Origin of the sequence: Streptomyces camelliae, from assembly GCF_027625935.1 — a bacterium.
Taxonomy (GTDB): Bacteria; Actinomycetota; Actinomycetes; order Streptomycetales; family Streptomycetaceae; genus Streptomyces; species Streptomyces camelliae.
The window spans coordinates 6497542-6520890 of the sequence record NZ_CP115300.1; the positions used below are offsets into that span (position 1 = coordinate 6497542).

Consider the following 23349-nt stretch of genomic DNA (forward strand, 5'->3'; position numbering starts at 1 on the left):
CTGGCCGAGAAAAAAAGAATGATTGACGTACTTTTACGCCGTCGGAGTGATCTTCTGACGTCCGCTCATCACAGGTCAGCACGGCGTGTCGCTGCGGATGTGACGCGGTGAGTCGTGTTAGGGCGGGCGCGTAAAAACAAAGGGGGGCGTGAGGTCCACCAGGACCCCACGCCCCCCGCTCCTCAGCGGAGCGTCAGCGCGTCAGCGCGTCAGTGCTTCGCGTACGACTGCACGTAGCCGTTCGCGGGCGTGCCCACGCCGGTCACGTCGTCGTAGCCCTTCGTCGCGGACAGGGAGCTGTCCTTGCCGAGGCTGCGGACCGAGTACAGCAGGCCGCCGGAGGCGTCCAGGCCGTTGGCGAAGTCCACGCGGGCGACCGCCAGGCCGGAGCCTGTCGGGTTGTCCGTGACGTCGTGGAAGACGCCCTTCTTGTAGTCGGCGTAGATCGTCGGGTTGGCGAAGCCGATCGCCTTGCCGCCGCGGGCCTCCTGGGCCAGGGCCTGGATGGCCGCGATGGTCGGCGCGGCCAGCGACGTGCCGCCGATGCGGTACTCGCTGTACTGCTGCGAGCCGTCCGGGAAGGTCTGCGTCTGGCCGACCAGGAAGCCGGTGTTCGGGTCGGCGATGGCCGCGATGTCCGGGACGACACGGTTGCCGGAGGCGTTGTTCGCCTGCGACAGCCCGTCCGGGACGACGCCCTTCTGGTAGTACGGCTCGGCGACCGTCTTGCTGGTGCCGCCGCCCGCGCCCGAGGTGAACGCGCCGGGGAAGTTCGTCCAGCTCTTGCCGTCCGCCGACAGGGTCGCCTTCTCGGTGCCCCAGCCGGTCTCCCACAGGTACTTGTCGCCCTTGCCGACCGCCAGGGACGTACCGCCGACCGCGGTCACCCAGGCCGAGTTGGCCGGGGTGTCGACCTGCTTCGTACCGGTGTTGGCGACCTCGTCACCGTTGTCGCCGGAGGAGAAGTAGAAGCCGATGCCCTGCACCGCGCCCAGCTGGAAGACCTGGTCGTAGGCCGCGGCCAGGTCCGGAGTCTGGTTGGACTCCACGTCGCCCCAGGAGTTGGAGACGATGTCGGCCAGGTGGTTGTCCACGACCTTGCTGAGCGAGTCGAGCAGGTCGTCGTCGTAGCAGGAGGCGGCGCCCACGTAGGTGACGTCCGCGTTCGGCGCGACCGCGTGCACGGCCTCGACGTCGAGGGTCTCCTCGCCGTACCAGCCCGCGGCCTTGCACTCCTTGACCTTGGTGTAGTTGTTCGGCAGCACCTGGTGCAGCTGGCTGGTCTTCCAGGCCGCGTCACCGTTCTTCAGCGCGTACGTGCCGGCGTCGTAGGCGATGGTCGGCGAGGCGTAGGCGTCGGTGATGGCGACGCGGACACCCTTGCCGGTGTACGTGCCGGCGCCGTACGCCGCGCGCAGCTGCTTGCCGGTGTAGCCCTTGATCGCGTACGGGATCTTGCCGCCGTACGCGTCCGGCAGCGTGGTGGCGATGTTCGAGCCGAAGTACGACGAGAACGGGCCCGAGTTCTTGAACACGGCGTCCGGCCCCGGCAGCTGGTCGTCGTGGTTCGCCTTGTGCGGGGCGTTGTCCAGGCCGGTGACGGTCAGGACGGCGCCCTGCAGGGCGGCCGGGACGGAGGCCGTCTGCGCCGGGGCGCGGTAAGTGGCCGAGCCCTTGGTGTAGTTGTGCAGCTGGGTGCCGAACGCCTTCTCGGCGGCGGCGACGTCACCGGAGACGGCGACGTAGTGCTGGGTGACCCCGGTGACCTTCAGGCCGGCCGACGTCAGCCAGGACTTGACGGCGTCCACCTGGGCCTTGGTGGCCCCGAAGCGGGCCTGCGCGGTCTTGGCGCTCAGGTACTTGCCGTAGTGCGGCGAGCTCGGGTCGGACACCGCCTTGGCGTAGGCGGCGAGGCCCGCCGCGTCCCGCCCGGCCAGGTAGACCCGGGCGTTCACCGCGGCGCTGTTCGCGGTGGCCCCCTTGTCCGCCTTGGCCGTGGCCCACAGCGGCTTGGTGCCGTTCAGTGCCTGACGAGCGGGGCTGTCCGCGGCGTGTGCCGCGGGTATGCCCAGCGCCAGCGCGCCGGCGACCATGGGCAGTGTCGCTGCCATGCTCACGGCGCGCAGCTTGGCGCGGTTGGATCTCATAGAACCCCCTGCGATGCGGTTCGCATGCATGTAGTGGTCGATACGTCATGCGGTCCGCGTGCCGCCCGCGGCGGTTCGGCCGGCCGTATGGATCACACGATGGGGGTTACTTTGTCCGATGAACCGTTCATGTCAGGGGAACGGAAAGGTCAAGAGAAGCTCAAGTAGCCGTCAGGTGGGGCGATTTGATCCCTTTTGTCCTTACGGCTGCGTAACGGAACAGATGAGGCACTGTTCACGAACGCGCTTTCACTCCGTTCACGAACGTGGCTTCGCTCCCCGCTCCTTGAGCATCCCGGCCATCACCTGAAGCTCCGACTGCTGCGCGTCGACCATGCCCTGCGCGAGCCGCTTCTCCACCGTGACGGTGCACTTGGCCACACACCCCTCGGCCATGTGGATACCGCCCTTGTGATGGTCCGTCATCAACTGGAGGTAGAAGACCTCGGCCTGCTTGCCGCTGAGCGACTGGAGCTTCTTCAGCTCCGTGTTCGTCGCCATGCCCGGCATCAGCGAGCCGTCCCCGCGCTCGGGCATGTCACCCATGCCCATCCAGGCCATCGGCGGCTTCGCCGACACCTTCGGCAGCCCCCACAGATCCAGCCAGCCCAGCAGCATGCCGCGCTGGTTGGCCTGCGTCTGCGCGATGTCGTAGGCGAGCCGCCGCACGTCCGGGTCCGTCGTGCGGTCGCGCACGATGTACGACATCTCGACGGCCTGCTGGTGGTGCACGGCCATGTCCCGGGCGAACCCGGCGTCGGCCGACTCCGCCGCCGGCGTCTTCGTGTCCGGTCCGCCGGAGTCCTCGGCCACCGCGTAGGTGACCGCGCCGGCGGCGACGAGCACCGCCGCTGCCGTGCCCGCCACCCAGCCGACGCGCCGCCGGCCCACTACATCGCCCCGCTGGTGCAGGCGGCGCCCGGCTCCGGGGTCTGCGGGCCCTGGACGTAGGCGGTGAAGAACTTGTCCACCTCGGGGTCGCTCGCGCTCTTGACCGCCACCTGGCGGCCCCAGGCCGACAGCATCAGCGGCGCGGCCTGGTTCTCGTACGGGCTCATCATCGAGTACGGCGTCTTCTGCACCTTCGCCGCGAGCAGGTCCACGTCGGCCTTGCTCGCCTTGCTGGTGTACGTCACCCAGACCGCGCCGTGCTCCAGAGAGTGCACGGCGTTCTCGTCCTGGAGCGGCTTGGTGTAGACGGTGCCGTCACAGGTCGCCCAGACCGGGTTGTGGTTCCCGCCGACCGGGGGGTGCATCGGGTACGACACCCTGGTCGTCACGTGCGTGCGCGACAGCGTGCCGGACCAGGTCCGCACACCGTCCTTGCCGGCGGTGAAGTGCCCGGAGTCCCCGGCGGAGCCGCCCTTGGAGTCGCTGTCGGAGCCGCTCTTGGAGTCGCTCGCGGTGAGCGACTTCTTGTCCGACTGGGAGTTCACGAGGACCACACCACCGACGACGAGACCGGTGACGACCACCACGGAGGCGCCGATGGTGAGCGCCCGGTTGCGGCGCTCGCGGGCACGCTCGGCGCGCCGCATCTCGTCGATGCGCGCCTTGCGCGCCGCGCTGCTGCTGTTCTTCGCGGAACCCATGAGGCTTGTGTCCTTCTGGGGGAGAGGGGACGGGCGGGGTGGGTGGGGCCCGCTGATCGTAATCGGCAACCGCCGCCCCGCCGTAGGAACGGAGAGCAAACAGACAGGCAAACGGATAATTTGAACCTGGGATGCGTATTATCTACGCTCGCGGTATGCGGCTCCTTCGCTCCACCGACCTGGCCCTGCGGATGCTGATGCGCCTCGCCGTCGCCGCCGACGCCACGCCCACCACCCGCCAGGTGGCGGCGGACATGGACGTGCCTTACACCCACGCCGCCAAGGTCGTCGCCGAGCTCCAGCACCTGGGCCTGGTCGACGCCCGGCGCGGCCGGGGCGGCGGCCTCACGCTCACCGAGGCGGGCCGTACGGCGTCGGTGGGGGCGGTGGTGCGGGTTTTCGAGGGTGACGGTGACGTGGTCGACTGCGAGGGGGCCACGCCGTGCCCGCTGCGGTCCGGCTGCCGTCTGAGGGGAGCGCTGCGGCGGGCCCAGGAGGCGTTCTTCGCCAGCCTGGACCCGATCACGATCGGGGAGATCGTCGCCGAGCCGACGGGGCCTTTGCTCCTGGGGATCTCGCGCGGGGCGCCGACCGGCTGACGGTCTTCGCCGCACTGCGTTCACCGGTGGGCCGACGGCGAGCGCGTGACGGAGGGGAACCAGGGGACGGATGACGAACGGTGGAACGAGTTCGTCAGGGACTTCGAGCGCAGCAGGAGGCCCGGAGCGGGAGGATCCACGGCCCGAACGCACCTGAGCCCGAGGCCGCCGCGAACCGTCCGCGACGCCGGAGACTCGGCCGCAGCTCCGACTACCAGGACCTGGTCGCCAGGGTGCAGCCGCTCCTGGACAAGGTGACCGAGGCGGCCGCCGGACGCGACCGGGGCTGATTCCGTCAGCCGGCCTGCCGGGCCAGCCACAGGTCCGGGCCGAACACCTCGTAGTGGATGTCCGCCGGGGCCACGCCCTTCTCGATCAGCTGGGTGCGGACCGCGCGCATGAAGGGCAGGGGGCCGCACAGGTACGCGCGCGTGCCCGTCGGTACGGCGATGCCGGTGAGGTCGACCAGGCCGGTGCGGGTGCCGGGCTCCGCGTCGCGCTCGTAGAAGAGGTGGACGGAGGAGTCCGGGAGCTTCTCGGCGTAGGCCTCGTGGTCGGTGCGCAGGGCGTGGTCGGCGGGGGAGCGGTCGCCGTGGACCACCGTGACCGGGGCGCTGTGGCCGCCGTCGGCCAGGGCGGCGAGCATCGCGACCATCGGGGTCACGCCGATGCCGGCGGAGGCGAGCAGGAGCGGCCGGCCTGCGATGTCGCCGAGGACGAGGTCGCCGTACGGCTCGGACAGGTCCAGGACGTCGCCGACGCGCACGCGCGCGTGGAGGTGGTTCGAGACCTCGCCCTCGGGCGTCGTGTCGTCGCCGCTCACGCGCTTGACGCTGAACTGGCGCACCGACTCGCCGGGGGCGCCGGACAGGCTGTACTGCCGTATCTGGCGGGCGCCGTCGGCCAGCTCGACCTGGACGGAGACGTACTGGCCGGCGCGGAAGCCGCGCACCGGGCCGCCGTCGGCCGGGCGCAGCCGGAAGGTGACGACGTCCGCCGTCTCCTCGATGCGCTCCACGACCTCCCACGGCCGCCGGACCGTCGTGCCGCTCTCCTCGTACAGCCGCTTCTCGACGGCGATGAGGGCGTTCGCCATCAGCCAGTAGACCTCGGTCCAGGCGGCGGCCACCTCGGGGGTGACGGCCTCGCCGAGGACCTCGGCGATGGCGGCGAAGAGGTGCTCGTGCACCACCGGGTAGTGCTCGGGGGCCACGCCCAGGGAGGCGTGCTTGTGCGCGATGCGGCTGAGCATGGCGTCGGGCCGGGTGTCCGGGTGCTCCAGCAGATGCGTCGCGAAGGCGGCGATCGAGCCGGCGAGAGCCTGCTTCTGGGTGCCGGAAGCCTGGTTGCCGCGGTTGAAGAGGTCCCGCAGGAGGTCGGGGTGGGCGGCGAAGAGGCGGGCGTAGAAGCGCTCGGTGATCTCGCCGATCGCCCCGCCGACGGCGGGCAGAGTGGCGCGGACGGTGGCGGCTGACTGCTCGGACAGCATCAGGAATCTCCTCCTGGCTCGACTGATTCGGACCGTATGAAAAGTTGCATCTGAGATGCAAATTAACGAGGCGTGGTATCGCTCACTCCGCGATGCGAACCGGCCATTACGGATGTCGGTGCGAGCAGGCAAGATGGGCGACAGAGCGGTACACCTGCCGTACGAGAGGCGTTCAGGCGGGGGACGCTCGGGCGATCAAGGTCCGCAACGCGTTCGAAACGGTGTTGTGGTGTGATGCTCAGGTGCCCGACCGCCTCCCGTGGGACACGGGGACAGGCGGCCTGACCAGCAAGGATGGGGAAGCGGAAGATGGACAAGCAGCAGGAGTTCGTGCTCCGGACGTTGGAGGAGCGCGACATCCGGTTCGTACGCCTGTGGTTCACGGACGTGCTGGGCTTCCTCAAGTCCGTCGCCGTGGCCCCCGCCGAGCTGGAGCAGGCCTTCGACGAGGGCATCGGCTTCGACGGCTCGGCCATCGAGGGCTTCGCCCGGGTCTACGAGTCCGACATGATCGCCAAGCCGGACCCGTCCACCTTCCAGGTCCTGCCCTGGCGCGCGGAGGCCCCGGGCACCGCCCGCATGTTCTGCGACATCCTCATGCCGGACGGCTCCCCGTCCTTCGCGGACCCGCGCTACGTCCTCAAGCGTGCCCTGGCCCGCACCTCCGACCTGGGCTTCACCTTCTACACCCACCCGGAGATCGAGTTCTTCCTGCTGAAGGACCGCCCGATGGACGGCAGCCGCCCGACCCCGGCGGACAACTCGGGTTACTTCGACCACACCCCGACCAACGTCGGCATGGACTTCCGCCGCCAGGCGATCACCATGCTGGAGTCGATGGGCATCTCGGTGGAGTTCTCCCACCACGAGGGCGCCCCGGGCCAGCAGGAGATCGACCTGCGCTACGCCGACGCACTGTCGACGGCCGACAACATCATGACGTTCCGCCTGGTCATGAAGCAGGTGGCGCTGGAGCAGGGCGTGCAGGCGACCTTCATGCCGAAGCCCTTCTCCGAGCACCCCGGCAGCGGCATGCACACCCACCTCTCCCTCTTCGAGGGCGACCGGAACGCGTTCTACGAGTCGGGCGCCGAGTACCAGCTCTCCAAGGTCGGCCGCTCCTTCATCGCGGGCCTGCTCAAGCACGCGGCGGAGATCTCCGCGGTCACCAACCAGTGGGTGAACTCCTACAAGCGCATCTGGGGCGGCTCCGAGCGCACGGCGGGCGCCGGCGGCGAGGCCCCGTCGTACATCTGCTGGGGCCACAACAACCGATCGGCCCTCGTCCGCGTTCCGATGTACAAGCCCGGCAAGACCGGCTCCGCGCGCGTGGAGGTCCGCTCCCTGGACTCGGGCGCGAACCCCTACCTGGCCTACGCCGTCCTGCTGGCCGCCGGCCTGAAGGGCATCGAGGAGGGGTACGAGCTCCCGCCCGGCGCCGAGGACGACGTCTGGGCCCTCTCCGACGCCGAGCGCCGCGCGATGGGCATCGAGCCCCTGCCCCAGAACCTGGGCGAGGCCCTCACCCTGATGGAACGCAGCGACCTGGTCGCCGAGACCCTCGGCGAGCACGTCTTCGACTTCTTCCTGCGCAACAAGCAGGCCGAGTGGCACGAGTACCGCTCGGAGGTCACGGCGTTCGAGCTGCGGAAGAATCTGCCGGTGCTGTAGGGCCCCCGCCGGGGCCCCGTCAGGCACTCGATCTGCGGGAGCTGCTGGAACACGCTGTCCAGCAGCTCCGCCGGCCGGGCCGAGCGCAGCCGTCGGTCTTCTCGACCACGCTGTTCCGGGTGGCGGGGTTCATCCCCCGGGGTCCGCCCCTGGGGTTCATCCCCCGGGCTTCGTCCCCCGGGGTCCGCCCCCGGGGTTCATCTCCCGGGCTTCGTCCCCCGGGCCGCCCTCGGGGCGCTGCGATAGGCTGTGACAAAAGTGTCTGGCCCCGCCGGTCCCGCCCCGAACGGTCCGGCCGTGGCGGCCTTCGTCCCCCCGGAATCCGGCGAGGGAATCGGCTGGATGTCCGTGAGCGGGAAATCAGCTCATACAGCGCCACGGGGCAGTCGTCCTCCGTAGGCCGGTTCTCCGCAGGTCGGTTCTCATGGACCTCAACACCATCACCGAAGTAGTCCGGCGACCGTCCGAACGGCCCGGCACGGACTGGCACGAGGGGGACGCCTGGCTCGCCGGGGGGACGTGGCTCTATTCCGGGGAACAGCCGGACCTGAGCCGGCTGATCGACCTGACGGCGCTGCCCTGGGAGCCCCTCGTCCAGCGCGACGAGGGCCTGGAGATCAGCGCCACCTGCACCATCCGCGACCTGTACGCCCGCACCTGGCCCGCGGAATGGACGGCGGGAATCCTCTTCCGCGCAGCCTGTGAGGCGTTCCTGTCCTCGTTCAAGGTCTGGAACGCGGCGACCGTCGGCGGCAACATCTGCATGTCCCTGCCCGCCGGCCCGATGATCACGCTGACCGTGGCGCTGGAGGCGCAGTACGAACTGTGGGCTCCCGACGGCTCCGAGCACTTCGTCGACGCCCGCGATTTCGTCACGGGCGACCATCGCAACATCCTCACGCCCGGCGAGATACTGCGGCGCATCACCATTCCGGCGCACGCGCTGCGGAAACGCACCGCGCACCGCCGCTTCAGCCTGACCCGGCTCGGCCGCTCGACGGTGTTCCTCATCGGCACCCAACGACGGGGCGGGGACGACCTGTTGCTCACCATCACCGCCGGCACCACCCGGCCCGTCCGCATCGCCTTCGCCTCCCTGCCCGATGCCCGGACCCTGAGGCAGAGCATCGACGCCGTACCGGCCGACGTCTGGTTCGCCGATCCCAACGGGACCCCCGACCACCGCCGCCATCTGACACACCACTTCGCCGAAGAGATCCGCCGCGAACTCAACGCTGGGGACCTGCCATGACCTGCCTCGTGAACGGCCGGACATTCGACCGGGAACCGGCCCCCGGCCAGTGCCTGCGCACCTTCCTGCGCGAACTCGGCCACTTCGGCGTCAAGAAGGGGTGCGACGCGGGCGACTGCGGCGCCTGCACGGTGTGGCTGGACGGCGAACCCGTACACAGCTGCATCACCCCCGCGTTCCGCGCGGACGGCCGGGAGGTGACCACCATCGAGGGCCTCGGACGGCCCGGCGCCCCGCATCCCATGCAGCGGCAGTTCGAGGACGCCCCGGGATTCCAGTGCGGCTTCTGCACCGCCGGGATGATCATGACGACGGCGACGTTCACCGAGGAACAGAAGGCGGATCTGCCCCGGGCGTTGAAGGGCAACCTCTGCCGCTGCACCGGCTACCGGGCCGTCGAGGACGCCGTGAAGGGCGTCCGCGCGGTGGAGACGGCCGCACCCGGCAAGGCCGTCGGGACGAGCGTCGGCGCGCCCGCGGGCCACGACGTGGTCACCGGCCACGCGGAGTTCACGATGGACACGCACATCGACGGCCTGCTGCACCTCAAGGTGCTGCACTCACCCCACGCGCACGCCCGGATCCTCTCGGTCGACAAGAGCGCCGCACTCGCGGTGCCCGGCGTGCACCGGGTCTACACCTGGCAGGACGTACCCCGCAAACGCTTCACCACGGCGATCCACACCGACCACCTGGTCGACCCGGACGACACCTTCGTCCTCGACGACACGGTCCGCTTCGCCGGCCAGCGCGTCGCCGCGGTCCTGGCCGACACGGTCGGGGCGGCGGAGGAGGGCTGCCGGCGCCTGGCCGTCGAGTACGAGGTGCTGCCGGCGGTGTTCGACCCCGAGGAGGCGATGGCCGACGGCGCCCCCCAACTGCACGGCTCGCACGACCCGTTCGTCCGCGACCCCGTCCACAACATCCTGGTCGAACTCCACTCCCACATCGGCGACGTCGACACGGGATTCGCCCAGGCCGACGTGATCCACGAGGGCACGTACTTCTCCCCGCGGGTGCAGCACGCACATCTGGAGACCCATGGCTCGATCGCGTGGATGGAGGACGGCCGGCTGAACGTCCGCACCAGTTCGCAGTCGCCGTCGATCGCCAAGGTCAAACTGGAATACCTGTTCGCGCTGCGCCCGGACCAGGTACGGGTGTTCTGCAAGCGCGTCGGCGGAGGGTTCGGCGGCAAACAGGAGGTGATCGCGGAGGACCTCGTCGCGCTCGCCACCCTGGACACCGGGCGGCCCACCTGCTTCGAGTACACCCGCGAGGAGGAGTTCACCACGGCCTCGCCGCGGCACCCGATGACCCTGACGGTCAAGCTCGGCGCGAAGGCGGACGGCACACTCACCGCCCTCCAGGTGCGCAACGTCTCCAACACGGGCGCCTACGGCAACCACGGCGGCGAAACGCTGTACGCGGGCGGCGCCGCCGTCATGATCTACCGCTGCCCCAACAAGAGGTACGACGCCTACTCCGTCTACACGAACACCGTGCCGAGCGGTGCCCTGCGCGGCTACGGGATGACCCAGCCGGCGTTCGCGGTCGAGTCGGCGATGGACGAACTGGCCCGCGCCCTGCACCTCGACCCGCTCGAACTGCGCCGGCGCAACATCGTGCGGCCGGGCGAGCCCCTGGTCGCCCTGCACGACGGCCCCGACGACGTGGTCTTCACCGAGGACGGCCTCGCGCAGTGCATCGATCTGGTGGGCGACGCCCTGACCCGTACGGCCGACCAGCCGCCGCCCGGCCCCGAGTGGTTCGTCGGGACCGGCGTGGCGAGCTCCCTGCACGAGACCGCACCTCCGACCGAGCACCTCTCCGAGGCCTGGGTCACGCTGGGCGACGACCTCATCTACGAACTGGCCGTAGGAACGGCCGAGTTCGGGGAGGGCACCTCCACGGCCCACGTCCAGATCGCGGCCAACCAGCTGCGCACGACACCGTCGCGGATCCGCCTGGTGCAGTCCGACACCGACCGCAACGGATTCGACACCGGCGCCTTCGCGAGCGCGGGCCTCTCCGTGGCCGGCAACGCCGTCCTGCGCGCGGCCGGTGCCGTACGCGACCGCATCCTGGAGTTCGCCGCGGCGCACACGGGCGTGCACGTCGTGCTGTGCTCCATGGACGACGACGGTGTCGTCTGCGGGGACCGGCGGCTGTCGCTGGCCGAGCTCGTCGCGGTGGCCCGGGCCCGCGGCATCCGGTTCACCGCCGCCCGCAAGGCCTACGGCTCGCCCCGGAGCGTCACCTCCAACACCCAGGGGTTCCGGGTCGCCGTGCACCGGGTGACGGGGGAGATACGCATCCTGTACAGCGTGCAGGCGGCCGACGTCGGCGTGGTCATCAACCCCGCGCAGGTCCGGGGGCAGGTGGAGGGCGGTGTCGCCCAGGGGATCGGCTTCGCGCTGACCGAGAACCACCACCTCGACGACAACGGCGTCATGACCAACCCCAGCCTGCGCAACTACCGCATCCCCACCTACGCGGACATCCCCCGCACCGAGCTCCTCCTGGCCGGCTCGGCGGACTCGGTGGGGCCCCTGCACGCGAAGGGCATGGCGGAGTGCTGCATCAACCCGGTCGCCCCCGCGCTGGCGAACGCGGTCCATGACGCCACCGGCGTCCGCTACCGTGCGCTGCCGCTGACTCCGGAACGGATCTACGGCCGACTCCAGGCACAGCAGTCGGTGTCGGCAGGTCGAACACCATGAACACCGAAAAGAACGTGGCCGCCGCGGCCACGGCGATCATCGGCCAGAAGGTCCTGCCCGGGAGGGAACAGGAATTCGCCTCCTGGCAGCAGGACCTCAACACCGCGGCCTCCTACTACCCGGGCTTCCTCGGCGCCGAGACCTCCCCGCCGACACCGCTGCAACCCGACTGGGTCGTCGTGTACCGCTTCGACTCGGTGGCGCATCTCCAGACGTGGATCAACAGCGCGACCCGGCAGACGTATCTCGACGTCGGCGCCCAGTACTTCGACGGTCCGGCGACCCAGCAGGTGGTCAGCAGCGGCACCCAGACACTCGACCCCCTCGTGACCGTGGTGGTCACTCACCGCGTCGCTCCGAAGCATGTCGACGACTTCCTCGACTGGCAGCACCACATGGTGGAGGAGGAGAGCAAATTCGAAGGGTTCCGCGGGACCGAGCTCTTCCGCCCCATCGAGGGCCTCCAGGAGGAATGGACCACCCTGTACCGCTACGACAGCGCCGAGCACCTCGACGCCTGGCTGACGTCGCCCCAACGGCAGAAGGTCCTGGCCGAGGGCGAGAAGTTCAACGACTTCAGACTGCGCACGATCGACAACTCGTTCGGCAGCTGGTTCGCCTTCGAGGGCGACGGCAAGGAGACACCGCCGCCGCCCTCCGAGACGAAGACCTCGCTCGCCGTCTGGGTCGGCCTCTACCCGACCGTCGTACTCCTGACGCTCGCCCTGTTCCCACTGCACCTGCCGCTCTGGATCGGCCTGCTGGTGGGCAACCTGCTGTCGAGCTTCCTCATGAGCTTCCTCACGATGCCCTACTACGTGAACCCGCTGCTCGGCCGTTGGCTGCGCCCGCCCCCGGCCGAGGCGGCGGTCAGAACCAACGTCCGTGGCCTGGGCATCGTGGCGGCGGCGATGGTCTTCTGGGCCGCCGTCTTCTATCTGGTCACGGTCAGATTCTGGACGCTGCCCTGACCGGCCGGCTCAGCCCGGGAACGCGGCGGACAGCGCGGCGGAGGCGATCCGGCGCGGCACGCCGGAGCCGTCCGCGGGAACGGTGTACAGGTCGGCGCCGTAGTCGCCCGCCAGCGCGTACACGACCGTACGTCCGTCCCGCCAGACCACCTGATCGTCCACGCTCCTCTTCTCGGCCAGCGGAGTCTCCCGCATGGTCCGCAGATCGAGGACGTACAGATGCCAGGGGGCGTCCTTGGGCAGCCCCTTGACGCGCTTCTTGTAGGCGATCCGCGTCCCGTCGGGGGAGAGGGACGGGCACTCGACGTTGGCGTGCAGGGTCGTGAGCGTACGCGCCCGCAGGTCACCCCGCACCAGATAGGTGCTCCCACCCGTCGCAAGCGTCGCGTAGAACGTCCGGTCGTCCGCCGCGAAGGTGACGCCCCAGAAGTTGACGTCCGCCGCATGGTACGGATGCCCGTCCTTCACGATGCGGAAGTCCTCCAGCGACGGAATCAGCTCCCCACTGCGGGTGTCCACGATGGCCGCACGCGTCGAGAAGTCGGTACCGGCATAGCTGTCACCCCCCACGAACGCGGTCCAGGCGGCGAAGTGACCCGTCGGTGAGACCCGGGCACGCGAGGGAATGCCCGGGACGTCGTACCGCCGCACGGTCCGCAGCCGGGAGTCCAGAACGAGCGCCCGATACGTGTCCGAGACCGGCCCGTGCACGGCCTGCAGACACACCCCCGTACCCGAAGCGGCGTAGAAACGCAGGCACTTGACCCCGGAGGCGGTACGGGCGCCCGACGGATCACCGGCCGGAACGCTGACGACCTCATCCCGATGCGGGCCCCAGGCCATGTTCCGGAAGAGCATCTGCCCGTGCCCGCTCAAGGCCACCGTCCCCGGTGTGACGCGTGGGCCCCCCGCCTGCACGTGATTGCGGCGGTCGGCCCGGGCCGAGGCGTGCAGGACGGATGCCAGCCCGATCGCGCCCAGCACGGCGACGGCCGACACAAGGATCAGGATGCGGCTGCGGGTGGTCATGCGGCGACGGCACCTTTCGCATTCTTCGGTCGAAGCGTGACAGAGAAGAGCGCACAGCCGACCAGCGCCACGGCCGCCCCGCTCAGCGCCGCCCGGTCGCCCCACACCGTCCAGGCGGCGCCGAACAGCAGCGAGCAGGCGAACCGGGCCATCGCCTGCCCGGTCTGCACAAGGGCCAGCCCCGAGGAGCGCAACGCCTCCGGCACCCCGTCCGAGGCCACCGCCATCAGCACCCCGTCCGTGGCGGCGTAGAAGGCACCGTGCAGCGCGAGGACGACGTACGGCAGCCCGCCCCCGTGCCACGACGTGAGAAGGAGCGCGTACGCGACGAGCAGCGCCCCATGACCGGCCAGAAACACGGCCCACCGCCCCACCCGGTCCGCGAGCCGCCCGAGCGGGACGGCGAGCAGCAGGAAGGAGGCGGCCGTACCGAGCGGCAGCAGGGCGAACCACCGATCCGGCACCCCCAGCCGCCGCTGGAGCAGCAGATACACGAACGAGTCACTCACCGTGGCGAGCCCCAGCAGCAGCGCACACACGGTGATCCGGCGCAGATCACGACGCCCGAGCAGCCGTACGGCGGCCGACAGGGTGGGCCGCTCGCCCGCCGGAACCCTCTCACCACGCCCGCCGGGCACGAACAGAACGAGCACCACCACACCCACCACAGCCACACAGAAGCTGACGGTGAACACGGCGTCGTACCCGTCCACGGTGGCCCGGAGAATCAGGAACGCGACCAACGGCCCGAGCAGTGCACCGGCGGTGTCCATGGCCCGGTGCACCCCGAAGGCCCGCCCCCGGCCCTCAGCCGTACTGGACAGCGAGATGAGGGCATCGCGCGGAGCGGTCCGCAGCCCCTTCCCCGTCCGGTCGGCCGCGAGCACCAGCCCGATCGGCGTCAGCGAGTGAGCGACGAGCAACAACGGCTTGCACACGGCCGAGACGGCATATCCGAACCCGGCGACCCACTTGTGCCGCCCGCCACCACGATCCGCCAGGTGCCCGCCCACGAGCCGTACGAGCGCCGAGAAGCCGTTGTAGACACCGTCGAGCAGCCCGAAGCCCAGGGGCGACAGACCGAGCCCGGTGACGAGATACAACGGCAGTACGGCGGTGACCATCTCGGACGAGACGTCGGTGATGAGACTGACCGCTCCCAGGGCGAAGACGGCGGGAGCGACCGCGGCACGGCGCCGCCCGGTCACCGACCGGACAGCACCGTCCGCGGACGCCGCCAGGTTCGCGCGGCTGTCCGCTACGTACACGTCAGGACGCCCAGATGCCGGAGATGTCCTGAGCGGAGGAGGCGTTGCCGGCGTGCGTGCTCAGCCCCTCCAGGTCCTCCAGGGTGCGCAGCAGGTCGTAGTGGTTGTACGTCGTGGAGCTGGACGACCCGGCGGCAACCGACTGCCCGTACAGCACGGTGGGGATCCGGTTGCCACTCAGCCGATTGTCCTCGTCGAACGTGACGACGAGCAGACTGTTGTGAGTCTTGGCCCACGTGGCGTAGGCGCCCAGGTTGTTCTTCAGCCAGGTGTCACCGGTGGACACCGAGCAGTCGTGCATGTCGCTGCACAAGTTGGGGGTCACGAAGGACATCTGGGGCAGCGTCGAGTAGTCCGTCGGGAACTGGTCGAACGTCATGGCGCTGTCTGTCGGCACGTTGCTGAACCCGAACCAGGGGTTGTGCTTCTGGGCGTAGTCGCCGCTGCTGCACGAGGTGTCGCCCTGGCTGGGCAGATCCTCGTTGTAGCTGGCCCAGGTTTTGCCCGCGGCGATCACCTCGGACGCGAGGTTGTCCGCCGAGGAGAAGCCGGGCGTGACACAGCTGTCGTCCGTGATGCCCTGCGTGTCGCCGGAGAACAGGGCGTAGTAGTTCGGCTGGCTCGGGTGGGTCTCGGCGTACGACTGCGTCAGGTTGGCACCTCCCGACTTCAGCGAGTTGATGTACGGCGCGCTGGAGGAACCGATGACCTGGCTGTACGCATGGTTCTCGAAGACCACGACGACCACGTGGTCCGGGCTCGGCACGGCGCCAGCGGCGTGCGCGGACTCGCCACCGAGTCCGGTCCACAGCCCGACGGCGACCGCGGCGAAGGCGGTTGCCGACGCCACGGCGGTACGGGCACGGCGGTACACGGAACTGCCGGACACTTCAACCTCCGAGTGGGGGGATGAGCGGGGTTGGCGGTGCGGACAGAGCATGCACACGCCAACATTCCCGCACCCCACGTAAGCCAACCTCGCGAGTGAAGACCGGATGAACGCCGGGTACGCCGACGAAACGCCCCACCGGCCGGGCTGCGCACGACGGGGGCTGCGCATGGGGACGGGCCGGGGGGGCGGACACACTGGGGAATTCAGGCGCGGTGGGACGGACCGACTGGCTGGACCGCGCACCACGGGCGGGGGCCGTGGGCGGCGGGGCGGCGGGGCGCGGCGGGACCGGACGGCGGGCGGGGCCGCGTGTGAGGGGAGGCCGGGCACGGCGGGGCGGGACCCCGGGCGGGGGGCCGTTGGCCGTGGACGGCGGCGCGGCGGGGCGGGGCGCGGCGGGCCGGGCCACGTACCACCGGCGGCCGGATATGGCGGGACCGGATGACGGGCGGGACCGGACGACGGGCCGGACCGGATGACGTGCCGGACCGCGACCACCGTCGGCCGCGCACGGCGGGGCGGGACCCCGGGCGGGGGCCGTCGGCCGCGCACGGCGGGGCGGGTCCCCGGGCGGGGGCCGTTGGTCGCGCACGGCGGGGCGGGTCCCCGGGCGGGGGCCGTTGGTCGCGGACGGCGGGGAGGGGACGTGGCGGGTGGTGTCCGCCCGCAGCGGCCGGCGTGAACGCGCCCGGCCCCTCGGCCAAGAGTCCGCCGGACCGAGGACGGACACCACCCGGCGCGGCACCGACTCACCCACCCCCGTAGGCGCGACACCAGCCCCCACCCACCCGCGCAGGCCGCCGCAGGCACCCGCGCAGGCCGCCGCAGGCATCCGCGCAGGCCGCCGCACGCACCCGCACAACCGACCCACAACCCCCCGATCCGGTTAGGCTCTGGCCAGGACGACCGAGATCCAAGGGGAGGCCGCCATGACGCCGGGCCGCAGGAGCAGCACCTTCACCCGCCTGCTACGGCACGGCTTCACCGACCCCTCCGCAGCCGAGCGCCTCCTCGACGGCCCCGAGCTGACCCCCGTCCGCAACGACCCCGTCCTCCTGGAAGCCCTGGGCGCCACCGCCGCCCCCGACCTGGCCCTGCACGGCCTCGTCCGCCTCCTGGAGGCCCAGCCCACCCCCACCGCCCACCGCGAACTCCTCGACACCCTCATCGCGGCCAAACCCCTCCGCGACCGCCTCCTGGGCGTCCTCGGCGCCTCCGCCGCCCTCGCCGACCACCTGGCCCGCCACCCAGCCGACTGGCACGCCCTGGTCACCTACGAACCCCAGGACCTCCACCCAGGCCTCGCGGAGTTCGAACGCGGCCTTGCCGAAGCCACCGACCCGGTATCCCTCCGCATCGCCTACCGCCGCTGCCTCCTCTCCATCGCCGCCCGCGACGTCTGCGGCACCACAGACCTCGCCGAGACCGCCGCGGAACTGGCCGACCTCGCCACCGCCACCCTCCGTACAGCCCTGGCCATAGCGAAGGTGCACGCCCCCGAGGACGCCAAGGCCTGCCGCCTGGCGGTGATCGCGATGGGAAAGTGCGGCGGCCACGAGCTGAACTACGTCTCGGACGTCGACGTGATCTTCGTAGCGGAAGCAGCCGAGGACACCACCGAAGCCAAGGCTCTCATCTCCGCCACCCGCCTGGCCTCACACCTCATGCGGATCTGCTCGGAAACCACCGTGGAGGGCTCCATCTGGCCGGTGGACGCGAACCTCCGCCCCGAGGGCCGCAACGGCCCCCTCGTCCGCACCCTCTCCTCCCACCTCGCCTACTACCAACGCTGGGCGAAAACCTGGGAGTTCCAGGCCCTGCTCAAGGCCCGCCCGGTAGCGGGCGACGCGGAACTCGGCCAGGACTACGTCACCGCACTCGAACCCCTCGTCTGGAAAGCGGCCGAACGCGAGAACTTCGTCACCGACGTCCAGAAGATGCGCCGCCGCGTCGTCGAGAACATCCCCGCGTCCGAGATCGACAGAGAACTCAAACTCGGCCCCGGCGGCCTCAGAGACGTCGAATTCGCGGTCCAGCTCCTGCAGTTGGTGCACGGCCGCGCCGACCAGTCCCTCCGCAGCGGCACCACCCTGGACGCCCTCCAGGCTCTGGCCGCAGGCGGCTACGTGGGCCGCGAGGACGCCGCCCGCCTGGACGAGGCGTACCGCTTCCTCCGCAGCATGGAACACCGCATCCAGCTGTACCGCCTGCGCCGCACCCACCTCGTCCCGGTGGCGGAGGAGGACCAACGACGCCTGGGCCGCTCCCTGGGCCTGCGCACGGACCCCGCCGCGGAACTGATCCGCGAATGGAAGAAACACACAGGCGTCGTACGACGCCTCCACGAGAAGCTGTTCTACCGCCCCCTCCTCGACGCGGTCGCCCAACTCGCCCCGGGCGAGGCCCGCCTGAGCCCGGAAGCGGCCAGAGAACGCCTCGTGGCCCTCGGCTACGCCGACCCCGCGGCGGCCCTGCGCCACCTGGAGGCACTGGCCTCCGGCGTCACCCGCAAGGCGGCGATCCAGCGCACGCTCCTCCCCGTCCTGCTCGGCTGGTTCGCCGACTCGGCGGAGCCGGACGCGGGTCTGCTGAACTTCCGCAAGGTCTCGGACGCCCTGGGCAAGACCCCGTGGTATCTGCGCCTGCTCCGCGACGAGGGAGCCGCAGCCGAGAACCTGGCCCGCGTCCTGTCGGCGGGCCGCCTCGCCCCCGACCTCCTCATGCGCGCCCCCGAAGCCGTGGCCCTCCTCGGCGACGGTGACAGCGCGAACCTGCCCGGAGCCGGCCTGACACCCCGCGAGCGCACCCCGCTGGAGCAGGAGATCCTGGCCGCGGTGGGCCGCGCGGAGAACGCCCGGCAGGGCGTCACCGCGGCGCGTGGCGTACGCCGGCGCGAACTGTTCCGCACCGCGGCCGGCGACATCGTCGACTCCTACGGCACGGAGAACAACCACGCCGAGCCCGACCAGGGCGCCCTGGTGGACCGGGTCGGCGCGGCGGTCTCCGACCTCACCGCGGCGACCCTCGCCGGCACATTGCGCGCGGTGGTCCGGGACGGCTGGGGGGACACGCTTCCCACCCGTTTCGCGATCATAGGGATGGGCCGTTTCGGCGGTCACGAGCTGGGCTACGGCTCCGACGCGGACGTTCTGTTCGTCCACGAACCGCAGGACGGCGTGGACGAACACGAAGCGTCCGCCGCCGCGAACAAGGTGGTCGAGGAGATGCGCCGCCTGCTCGCGCTGCCCAGCGCCGACCCGCCGCTGCTCATCGACGCCGACCTGCGCCCGGAGGGCAAGTCGGGCCCGCTGGTGCGCACACTGAAGGCGTACGAGGCGTACTACCGCCGCTGGTCCCTGGTCTGGGAGTCGCAGGCGCTGCTGCGAGCCGAACCCGTGGCCGGGGACGAAGACCTGGGCCGGCGCTTCACGGAACTGATCGACCCGCTGCGCTACCCGCACCACGGCCTGGCCGAGGACGCCGTACGCGAGATCCGCCGCCTGAAGGCGCGGATGGAGTCCGAGCGCCTCCCCCGGGGCGCCGACCCCAAGCTGCACACGAAGCTCGGTCCGGGCGGGCTGTCGGACGTCGAGTGGACGGTCCAGCTGCTCCAGCTGCGGCACGGCTGGGAGGTGCCCGGCCTGCGCACCACTCGTACCCGCGAGGCCCTGGCCGCCGCCCGGGAGGCCGGGCTGCTGGCGGCGGAGGACGCGGAGACGCTGGACGAGGCGTGGGTGCTGGCGACGAGGGTGCGCAACGCGGTGATGCTGGTGCGCGGCCGGGCCGGGGACACCTTCCCGACGGAGTCGCGCGAGCTGGCGGCGGTGGGCCGCTACCTGGGCTACGGCGCGGGACACGCGGGGGACATGCTGGACGCGTACCGCCGTACGACGCGCAGGGCACGCACCACGGTGGAGAAGCTGTTCTACGGAACGTGACGACGGCCCGGCCCCGAGCCGGAGCCGGAACCGACGGACTCCGCCACAGAACTCCGCAGCTCGACCCGCTCGCCCTTCTCGCCCTTCTCGACCCGCTCGACTCGCCGAGGCAGGCGATACGGCAGGGCCCCGTACCACACCCGGGCCACGGTGAACCCGAAGGCCAGGCACAGCATGCCCCCCAGCGCGTCCAGCCAGAAATGGTTGGCGGTGGAGACGATGACGAGGAGCGTGGCCGCGGGGTAGAGCAGCCCCAGCACCCGCACCCATGGAACCGAGGCGAGCGCGAAGACGGTCAGCCCGCACCACAGGGACCATCCGATGTGCATGGACGGCATCGCGGCGTACTGGTTCGACATGTCCTTCAGGTCGCCGGAGGCCATCGAACCCCAGGTGTGATGGACCATCACGGTGTCCACGAAGTGCCCGCCGCGCATCAACCGAGGCGGCGCGAGCGGGAACAGATAGTAACCGGCGAGAGCCACACCGGTGGTCGCGAACAGCGTCAGCCGGGCCGCCGCGTACCTCCCCGGATGCCACCGGTACAGCCAGACCAGCACACCGATCGTGATGATGAAGTGCAGTGTGGCGTAGTAGTAGTTCATCCCGATGATCAGCCAAGTCACCGAGTTCATGGCGTGATTGACCGACTGTTCGAGGGCGATGCCCAGATGGTGCTCGACGCGCCAGATCCAGTCCGCGTTGCGCAGCGCCTCGGCCTTCTGCTCCGGGACGGCATTGCGGATCAGCGAGTACGTCCAGTAACTCACCGCGATCAGAAGGATTTCGAACCAGAGCCGGGGCCGCCGCGGCCGTCGCAGCCGGCTGAGCGGACCCGGGGTGACCTCGCCCGTGACCGACCTCGGAACGGCCACCTTCTCGCGACCTTCCGACTGCGTCACGGTCGAGTCACTCATAGGCATCAAGTCTGCCAGAAAAGGCTTCTCCGGCAGATCATCCCAAGGTCGGGTCCGTGGCGCATCTTCTACGACGTACGGACGACATGTGGGGCAGAAGCGGTTGAACCGCGCACCACCAGCTCCGGCATGAACACGAATTCGCTGTGCGGCGCGGGCGTGCCGCCGATCTCCTCCAGCAACGTGCGCACCGCGGCCTGCCCCATCGCCGGCACCGGCTTGCGTACGGTCGTCAGCGGCGGGTCGGTGAACGCGATCAGCGGGGAGTCGTCGAAACCGACCACCGAGACGTCACGCGGCACCTCCAGCCCCCGCTGCCGGGCGGCCCGTATGGCACCGAGGGCCATCATGTCGCTGGCGCACACCACGGCCGTGCAGTCCCGCTCGATCAAGGCGCTCGCGGCGGCCTGACCGCCCTCCAGCGTGTACAGCGAGTGCTGGACCAGCTCCGCCTCGACGACCCCGGGGGCCAGCCCCAGCTGGTCCTGCATGGCCCGCACGAAGCCCTCGATCTTGCGCTGCACCGGCACGAACCGCTTCGGCCCGAGCGCCAGCCCGATCCGGGTGTGGCCCAGGGACACCAGATGGGTCACCGCGAGCGTCATCGCGGCCCGGTCGTCGGGGGAGATGAACGGCGCCTGCACCTTCGGTGAGAACCCGTCCACCAGCACGAACGGCACGCCCTGCGCCCGCAGCGTCTCGTAGCGCTGCATGTCGGCGGTGGTGTCCGCGTGCAGTCCGGAGACGTAGATGATCCCGGCGACCCCGCGGTCCACGAGCATCTCGGTCAGCTCGTCCTCGGTCGACCCGCCCGGGGTCTGCGTGGCGAGCACCGGCGTATAGCCCTGGCGGGTCAGCGCCTGGCCGATGACCTGGGCCAGGGCCGGGAATATCGGGTTCTCCAGCTCGGGCGTGATCAGACCCACCAGGCCCTCGCTGCGTTGCCGCAGCCGCACCGGGCGCTCGTAGCCGAGCACGTCCAGCGCGGCGAGCACGGACTGGCGGGTGGTGGCGGCGACGCCCGGCTTCCCGTTGAGGACCCGGCTGACGGTCGCTTCGCTCACCCCCGCCTGCGCAGCGATGTCGGCAAGCCGTGTGGTCACGGCACTGGACTGTACCGGTCGTATGTCGCCTTGCACACCGGCCGGACGCCGGGCCCGGGAAGCGGGACGGCCCGCCCTGGGTTGCTGCCTCATCGCGCTCCCTCGAAGTCATGGTGGCAAGAGCTTGCAGAGTCTTGCACAAGTGCCGCCGAAACCGCCCCACAGGCCCCAATGCGCGGTTGCGCCCCGGTCGAGCGCCGGTCACGGCGGGGTAACCATCGTGTTCCCTTGCACTTTTTTTCTGCAAGGTCTTTCGCAACGCTTACAACGCTGTTACGTTCCTGGTCGCCCGGCCGCCGCAACGGCGCAGTCGGCACCACGACCGGGGACGGCGGACGGGACCGCCCCTGGCACACGGGCTTTCACCCTCAAGGAGAACTCATGCGGCGTGGCATAGCGGCCTCCGCGCTGGCGGCGTCCATCGCCCTCGCGGCGACGGCCTGCGGTGGCGGGAGCAGCGACAGTGGCAAGTCGGACGGCCCGGTCACCATCACCTGGTGGGACACCTCCAACGCCACGAACGAGGCGCCGACGTACCAGGCCCTGATCAAGCAGTTCGAGGCCGCCAACAAGAACATCAAGGTCAAGTACGTCAACGTGCCCTTCGACCAGGCGCAGAACAAGTTCGACACCGCGGCCGGCTCCAAGGGCGCCCCGGACATCCTGCGCTCCGAGGTCGGCTGGACCCCCGCCTTCGCCAAGAAGGGCTACTTCCTGCCGCTGGACGGCACCGAGGCGCTCTCCGAGCAGAGCAGCTTCCAGCCGAACCTGATCAAGCAGGCCCAGTACGAGGGCAAGACCTACGGCGTCCCGCTGGTCACCGACACCCTCGCGCTGGTCTACAACAAGGCGCTGTTCCAGAAGGCCGGCATCACCGCCGCCCCCACGACCTGGGACGAGCTGAAGGCGGACGCCGCCAAGGTCAAGGACAAGACCGGCGCCGACGGCTACTGGGGCTCCACCCAGGCCTACTTCGCCCAGCCGTTCCTCTACGGCGAGGGCACCGACACCGTCGACGCGGCCGCCAAGAAGATCACCGTCGACTCGGCCGCCGCGAAGAAGGCCTACGGCACCTGGCTGAGCCTGTTCTCCGGCAAGGGCCTGCACAAGGCCGACACCACCGCCGACGCCTACGCCCACATCCAGGACGCGTTCGTCAACGGCAAGGTCGCCGCGATCCTCCAGGGCCCGTGGGAGATCACGAACATCTACAAGGGCAGCGCCTTCACGGACAAGTCGAACCTCGGCATCGCCACCGTCCCGGCCGGCTCCTCCGGCAAGGCGGGCGCCCCGACCGGCGGCCACAACCTCTCGGTCTACGCCGGCTCCGACAAGGCTCACCAGGCCGCGGCGCTGACGTTCGTGAAGTTCATGACCTCGGCGTCCTCCCAGGAGACCATCGCCCTGAAGAACTCCACCCTGCCCACCCGCTCGGACGCCTACACCGCCCAGGTCAAGGCCGACCCCGGCATCGCCGGCTACCAGGGCGTCCTCTCCTCCGCCCAGCCGCGCCCGGCGCTGCCCGAGTACAGCTCCCTGTGGGGCCCGCTCGACACCGAGCTGCCCAAGGTCGCGGCCGGCAAGGAGTCGCTGGACACCGGCCTGGGCAACGCCCAGGTGGCCATCACCAAGCTGGTCCCCGACTTCAGCAAGTGAGCCCGCGTGGCCGCCGGATCCTCCCGTACGAGATCGGGGGGAAGGATCCGGCGGCCACCGCCCTGTGCCCAGCCCACCCTCTGATCCTCTTGAAGGTGTCGA

Annotated in this window: 17 protein-coding genes; 8 read left to right on the forward strand and 9 right to left on the reverse strand. The window is 70.5% G+C overall.

The features are described from left to right. Positions 1-209: 209 nt before the first annotated feature. The 3 genes from O1G22_RS29825 to O1G22_RS29835 form a co-directional block, all read right to left on the reverse strand. A complete protein-coding gene (locus O1G22_RS29825; RefSeq protein WP_270084143.1) occupies positions 210-2147 on the reverse strand; it encodes a S53 family peptidase in 1938 nt (645 codons plus the stop codon). A gap of 258 nt (positions 2148-2405) precedes the next feature. Continuing rightward, complete coding sequence (locus O1G22_RS29830; protein WP_270084144.1) at positions 2406-3038, reverse strand: DUF305 domain-containing protein; 633 nt, start codon at positions 3036-3038, stop codon at positions 2406-2408. After that, positions 3038-3739: a thioredoxin-like domain-containing protein gene (locus O1G22_RS29835; RefSeq protein ID WP_270084145.1), complete on the reverse strand. Its 702-nt coding sequence runs from the start codon at positions 3737-3739 to the stop codon at positions 3038-3040. The genes O1G22_RS29830 and O1G22_RS29835 overlap by 1 nt, the downstream gene beginning before the upstream one ends. A gap of 155 nt (positions 3740-3894) precedes the next feature. On the opposite strand from O1G22_RS29835, the gene O1G22_RS29840 reads away from it, so the two are divergent. Beyond that, complete coding sequence (locus O1G22_RS29840; RefSeq protein ID WP_270084146.1) at positions 3895-4338, forward strand: RrF2 family transcriptional regulator; 444 nt, start codon at positions 3895-3897, stop codon at positions 4336-4338. A gap of 80 nt (positions 4339-4418) precedes the next feature. Then, the gene (locus O1G22_RS29845) at positions 4419-4628 is read left to right on the forward strand and encodes a hypothetical protein (RefSeq protein ID WP_270084147.1); all 210 of its coding nucleotides are present in this window, start codon (positions 4419-4421) and stop codon (positions 4626-4628) included. Positions 4629-4633: 5 nt separating this feature from the next. Here O1G22_RS29845 and O1G22_RS29850 read toward each other — a convergent pair whose 3' ends face one another. Beyond that, positions 4634-5854 (reverse strand): globin domain-containing protein, encoded by a 1221-nt coding sequence (locus O1G22_RS29850; RefSeq protein ID WP_270086589.1) that lies wholly within the window; start codon positions 5852-5854, stop codon positions 4634-4636. Positions 5855-6136: 282 nt separating this feature from the next. Between O1G22_RS29850 and glnA the strand changes: the two genes are divergently transcribed. The 4 genes from glnA to O1G22_RS29870 all read left to right on the forward strand — a co-directional run bounded on the left by glnA (position 6137) and on the right by O1G22_RS29870 (position 12444). Further along, complete coding sequence (glnA, locus tag O1G22_RS29855; protein ID WP_270084148.1) at positions 6137-7498, forward strand: type I glutamate--ammonia ligase; 1362 nt, start codon at positions 6137-6139, stop codon at positions 7496-7498. 424 nt (positions 7499-7922) lie between these two features. Then, complete coding sequence (locus O1G22_RS29860) at positions 7923-8750, forward strand: FAD binding domain-containing protein (protein WP_270084149.1); 828 nt, start codon at positions 7923-7925, stop codon at positions 8748-8750. Continuing rightward, entirely contained in the window at positions 8747-11473 is a 2727-nt protein-coding gene (locus tag O1G22_RS29865) for a molybdopterin-dependent oxidoreductase (RefSeq protein WP_270084150.1), read from the forward strand. The genes O1G22_RS29860 and O1G22_RS29865 overlap by 4 nt, the downstream gene beginning before the upstream one ends. Beyond that, positions 11470-12444: an antibiotic biosynthesis monooxygenase gene (locus O1G22_RS29870; protein ID WP_270084151.1), complete on the forward strand. Its 975-nt coding sequence runs from the start codon at positions 11470-11472 to the stop codon at positions 12442-12444. Before O1G22_RS29865 ends, O1G22_RS29870 begins: the two co-directional genes overlap by 4 nt. 9 nt (positions 12445-12453) lie before the next feature. Here O1G22_RS29870 and O1G22_RS29875 read toward each other — a convergent pair whose 3' ends face one another. Genes O1G22_RS29875 through O1G22_RS29885 form a run of 3 tightly spaced genes read right to left on the reverse strand, consistent with a single transcriptional unit; the run spans position 12454 to position 15630 of the window. Then, positions 12454-13473, reverse strand: a complete 1020-nt coding sequence (locus tag O1G22_RS29875; RefSeq protein ID WP_270084152.1) for a TolB family protein — start codon at positions 13471-13473, stop codon at positions 12454-12456. After that, positions 13470-14741: an MFS transporter gene (locus O1G22_RS29880; protein ID WP_428986419.1), complete on the reverse strand. Its 1272-nt coding sequence runs from the start codon at positions 14739-14741 to the stop codon at positions 13470-13472. The genes O1G22_RS29875 and O1G22_RS29880 overlap by 4 nt, the downstream gene beginning before the upstream one ends. 1 nt (position 14742) lies before the next feature. Beyond that, entirely contained in the window at positions 14743-15630 is an 888-nt protein-coding gene (locus tag O1G22_RS29885; protein ID WP_270084154.1) for an alkaline phosphatase family protein, read from the reverse strand. A 932-nt stretch (positions 15631-16562) separates the two neighbouring features. Between O1G22_RS29885 and O1G22_RS29890 the strand changes: the two genes are divergently transcribed. Continuing rightward, entirely contained in the window at positions 16563-19571 is a 3009-nt protein-coding gene (locus O1G22_RS29890; RefSeq protein WP_270084155.1) for a bifunctional [glutamine synthetase] adenylyltransferase/[glutamine synthetase]-adenylyl-L-tyrosine phosphorylase, read from the forward strand. Here the strand turns inward: O1G22_RS29890 and O1G22_RS29895 are convergent. Both O1G22_RS29895 and O1G22_RS29900 read right to left on the reverse strand, forming a co-directional pair. After that, positions 19559-20488 carry a phosphatase PAP2 family protein gene (locus O1G22_RS29895; protein ID WP_270084156.1) on the reverse strand — a complete coding sequence of 310 codons (930 nt, stop codon included), beginning with the start codon at positions 20486-20488 and terminating at the stop codon, positions 19559-19561. The two genes, O1G22_RS29890 and O1G22_RS29895, sit on opposite strands and share 13 nt — an antisense overlap. A gap of 68 nt (positions 20489-20556) precedes the next feature. After that, a complete protein-coding gene (locus tag O1G22_RS29900) occupies positions 20557-21591 on the reverse strand; it encodes a LacI family DNA-binding transcriptional regulator (protein WP_270084157.1) in 1035 nt (344 codons plus the stop codon). 381 nt (positions 21592-21972) lie between these two features. Here O1G22_RS29900 and O1G22_RS29905 point away from each other — a divergent pair, with 381 nt between their 5' ends. Continuing rightward, positions 21973-23247, forward strand: a complete 1275-nt coding sequence (locus O1G22_RS29905) for an extracellular solute-binding protein (protein ID WP_270084158.1) — start codon at positions 21973-21975, stop codon at positions 23245-23247. The last annotated feature ends 102 nt before the right edge of the window (positions 23248-23349 follow it).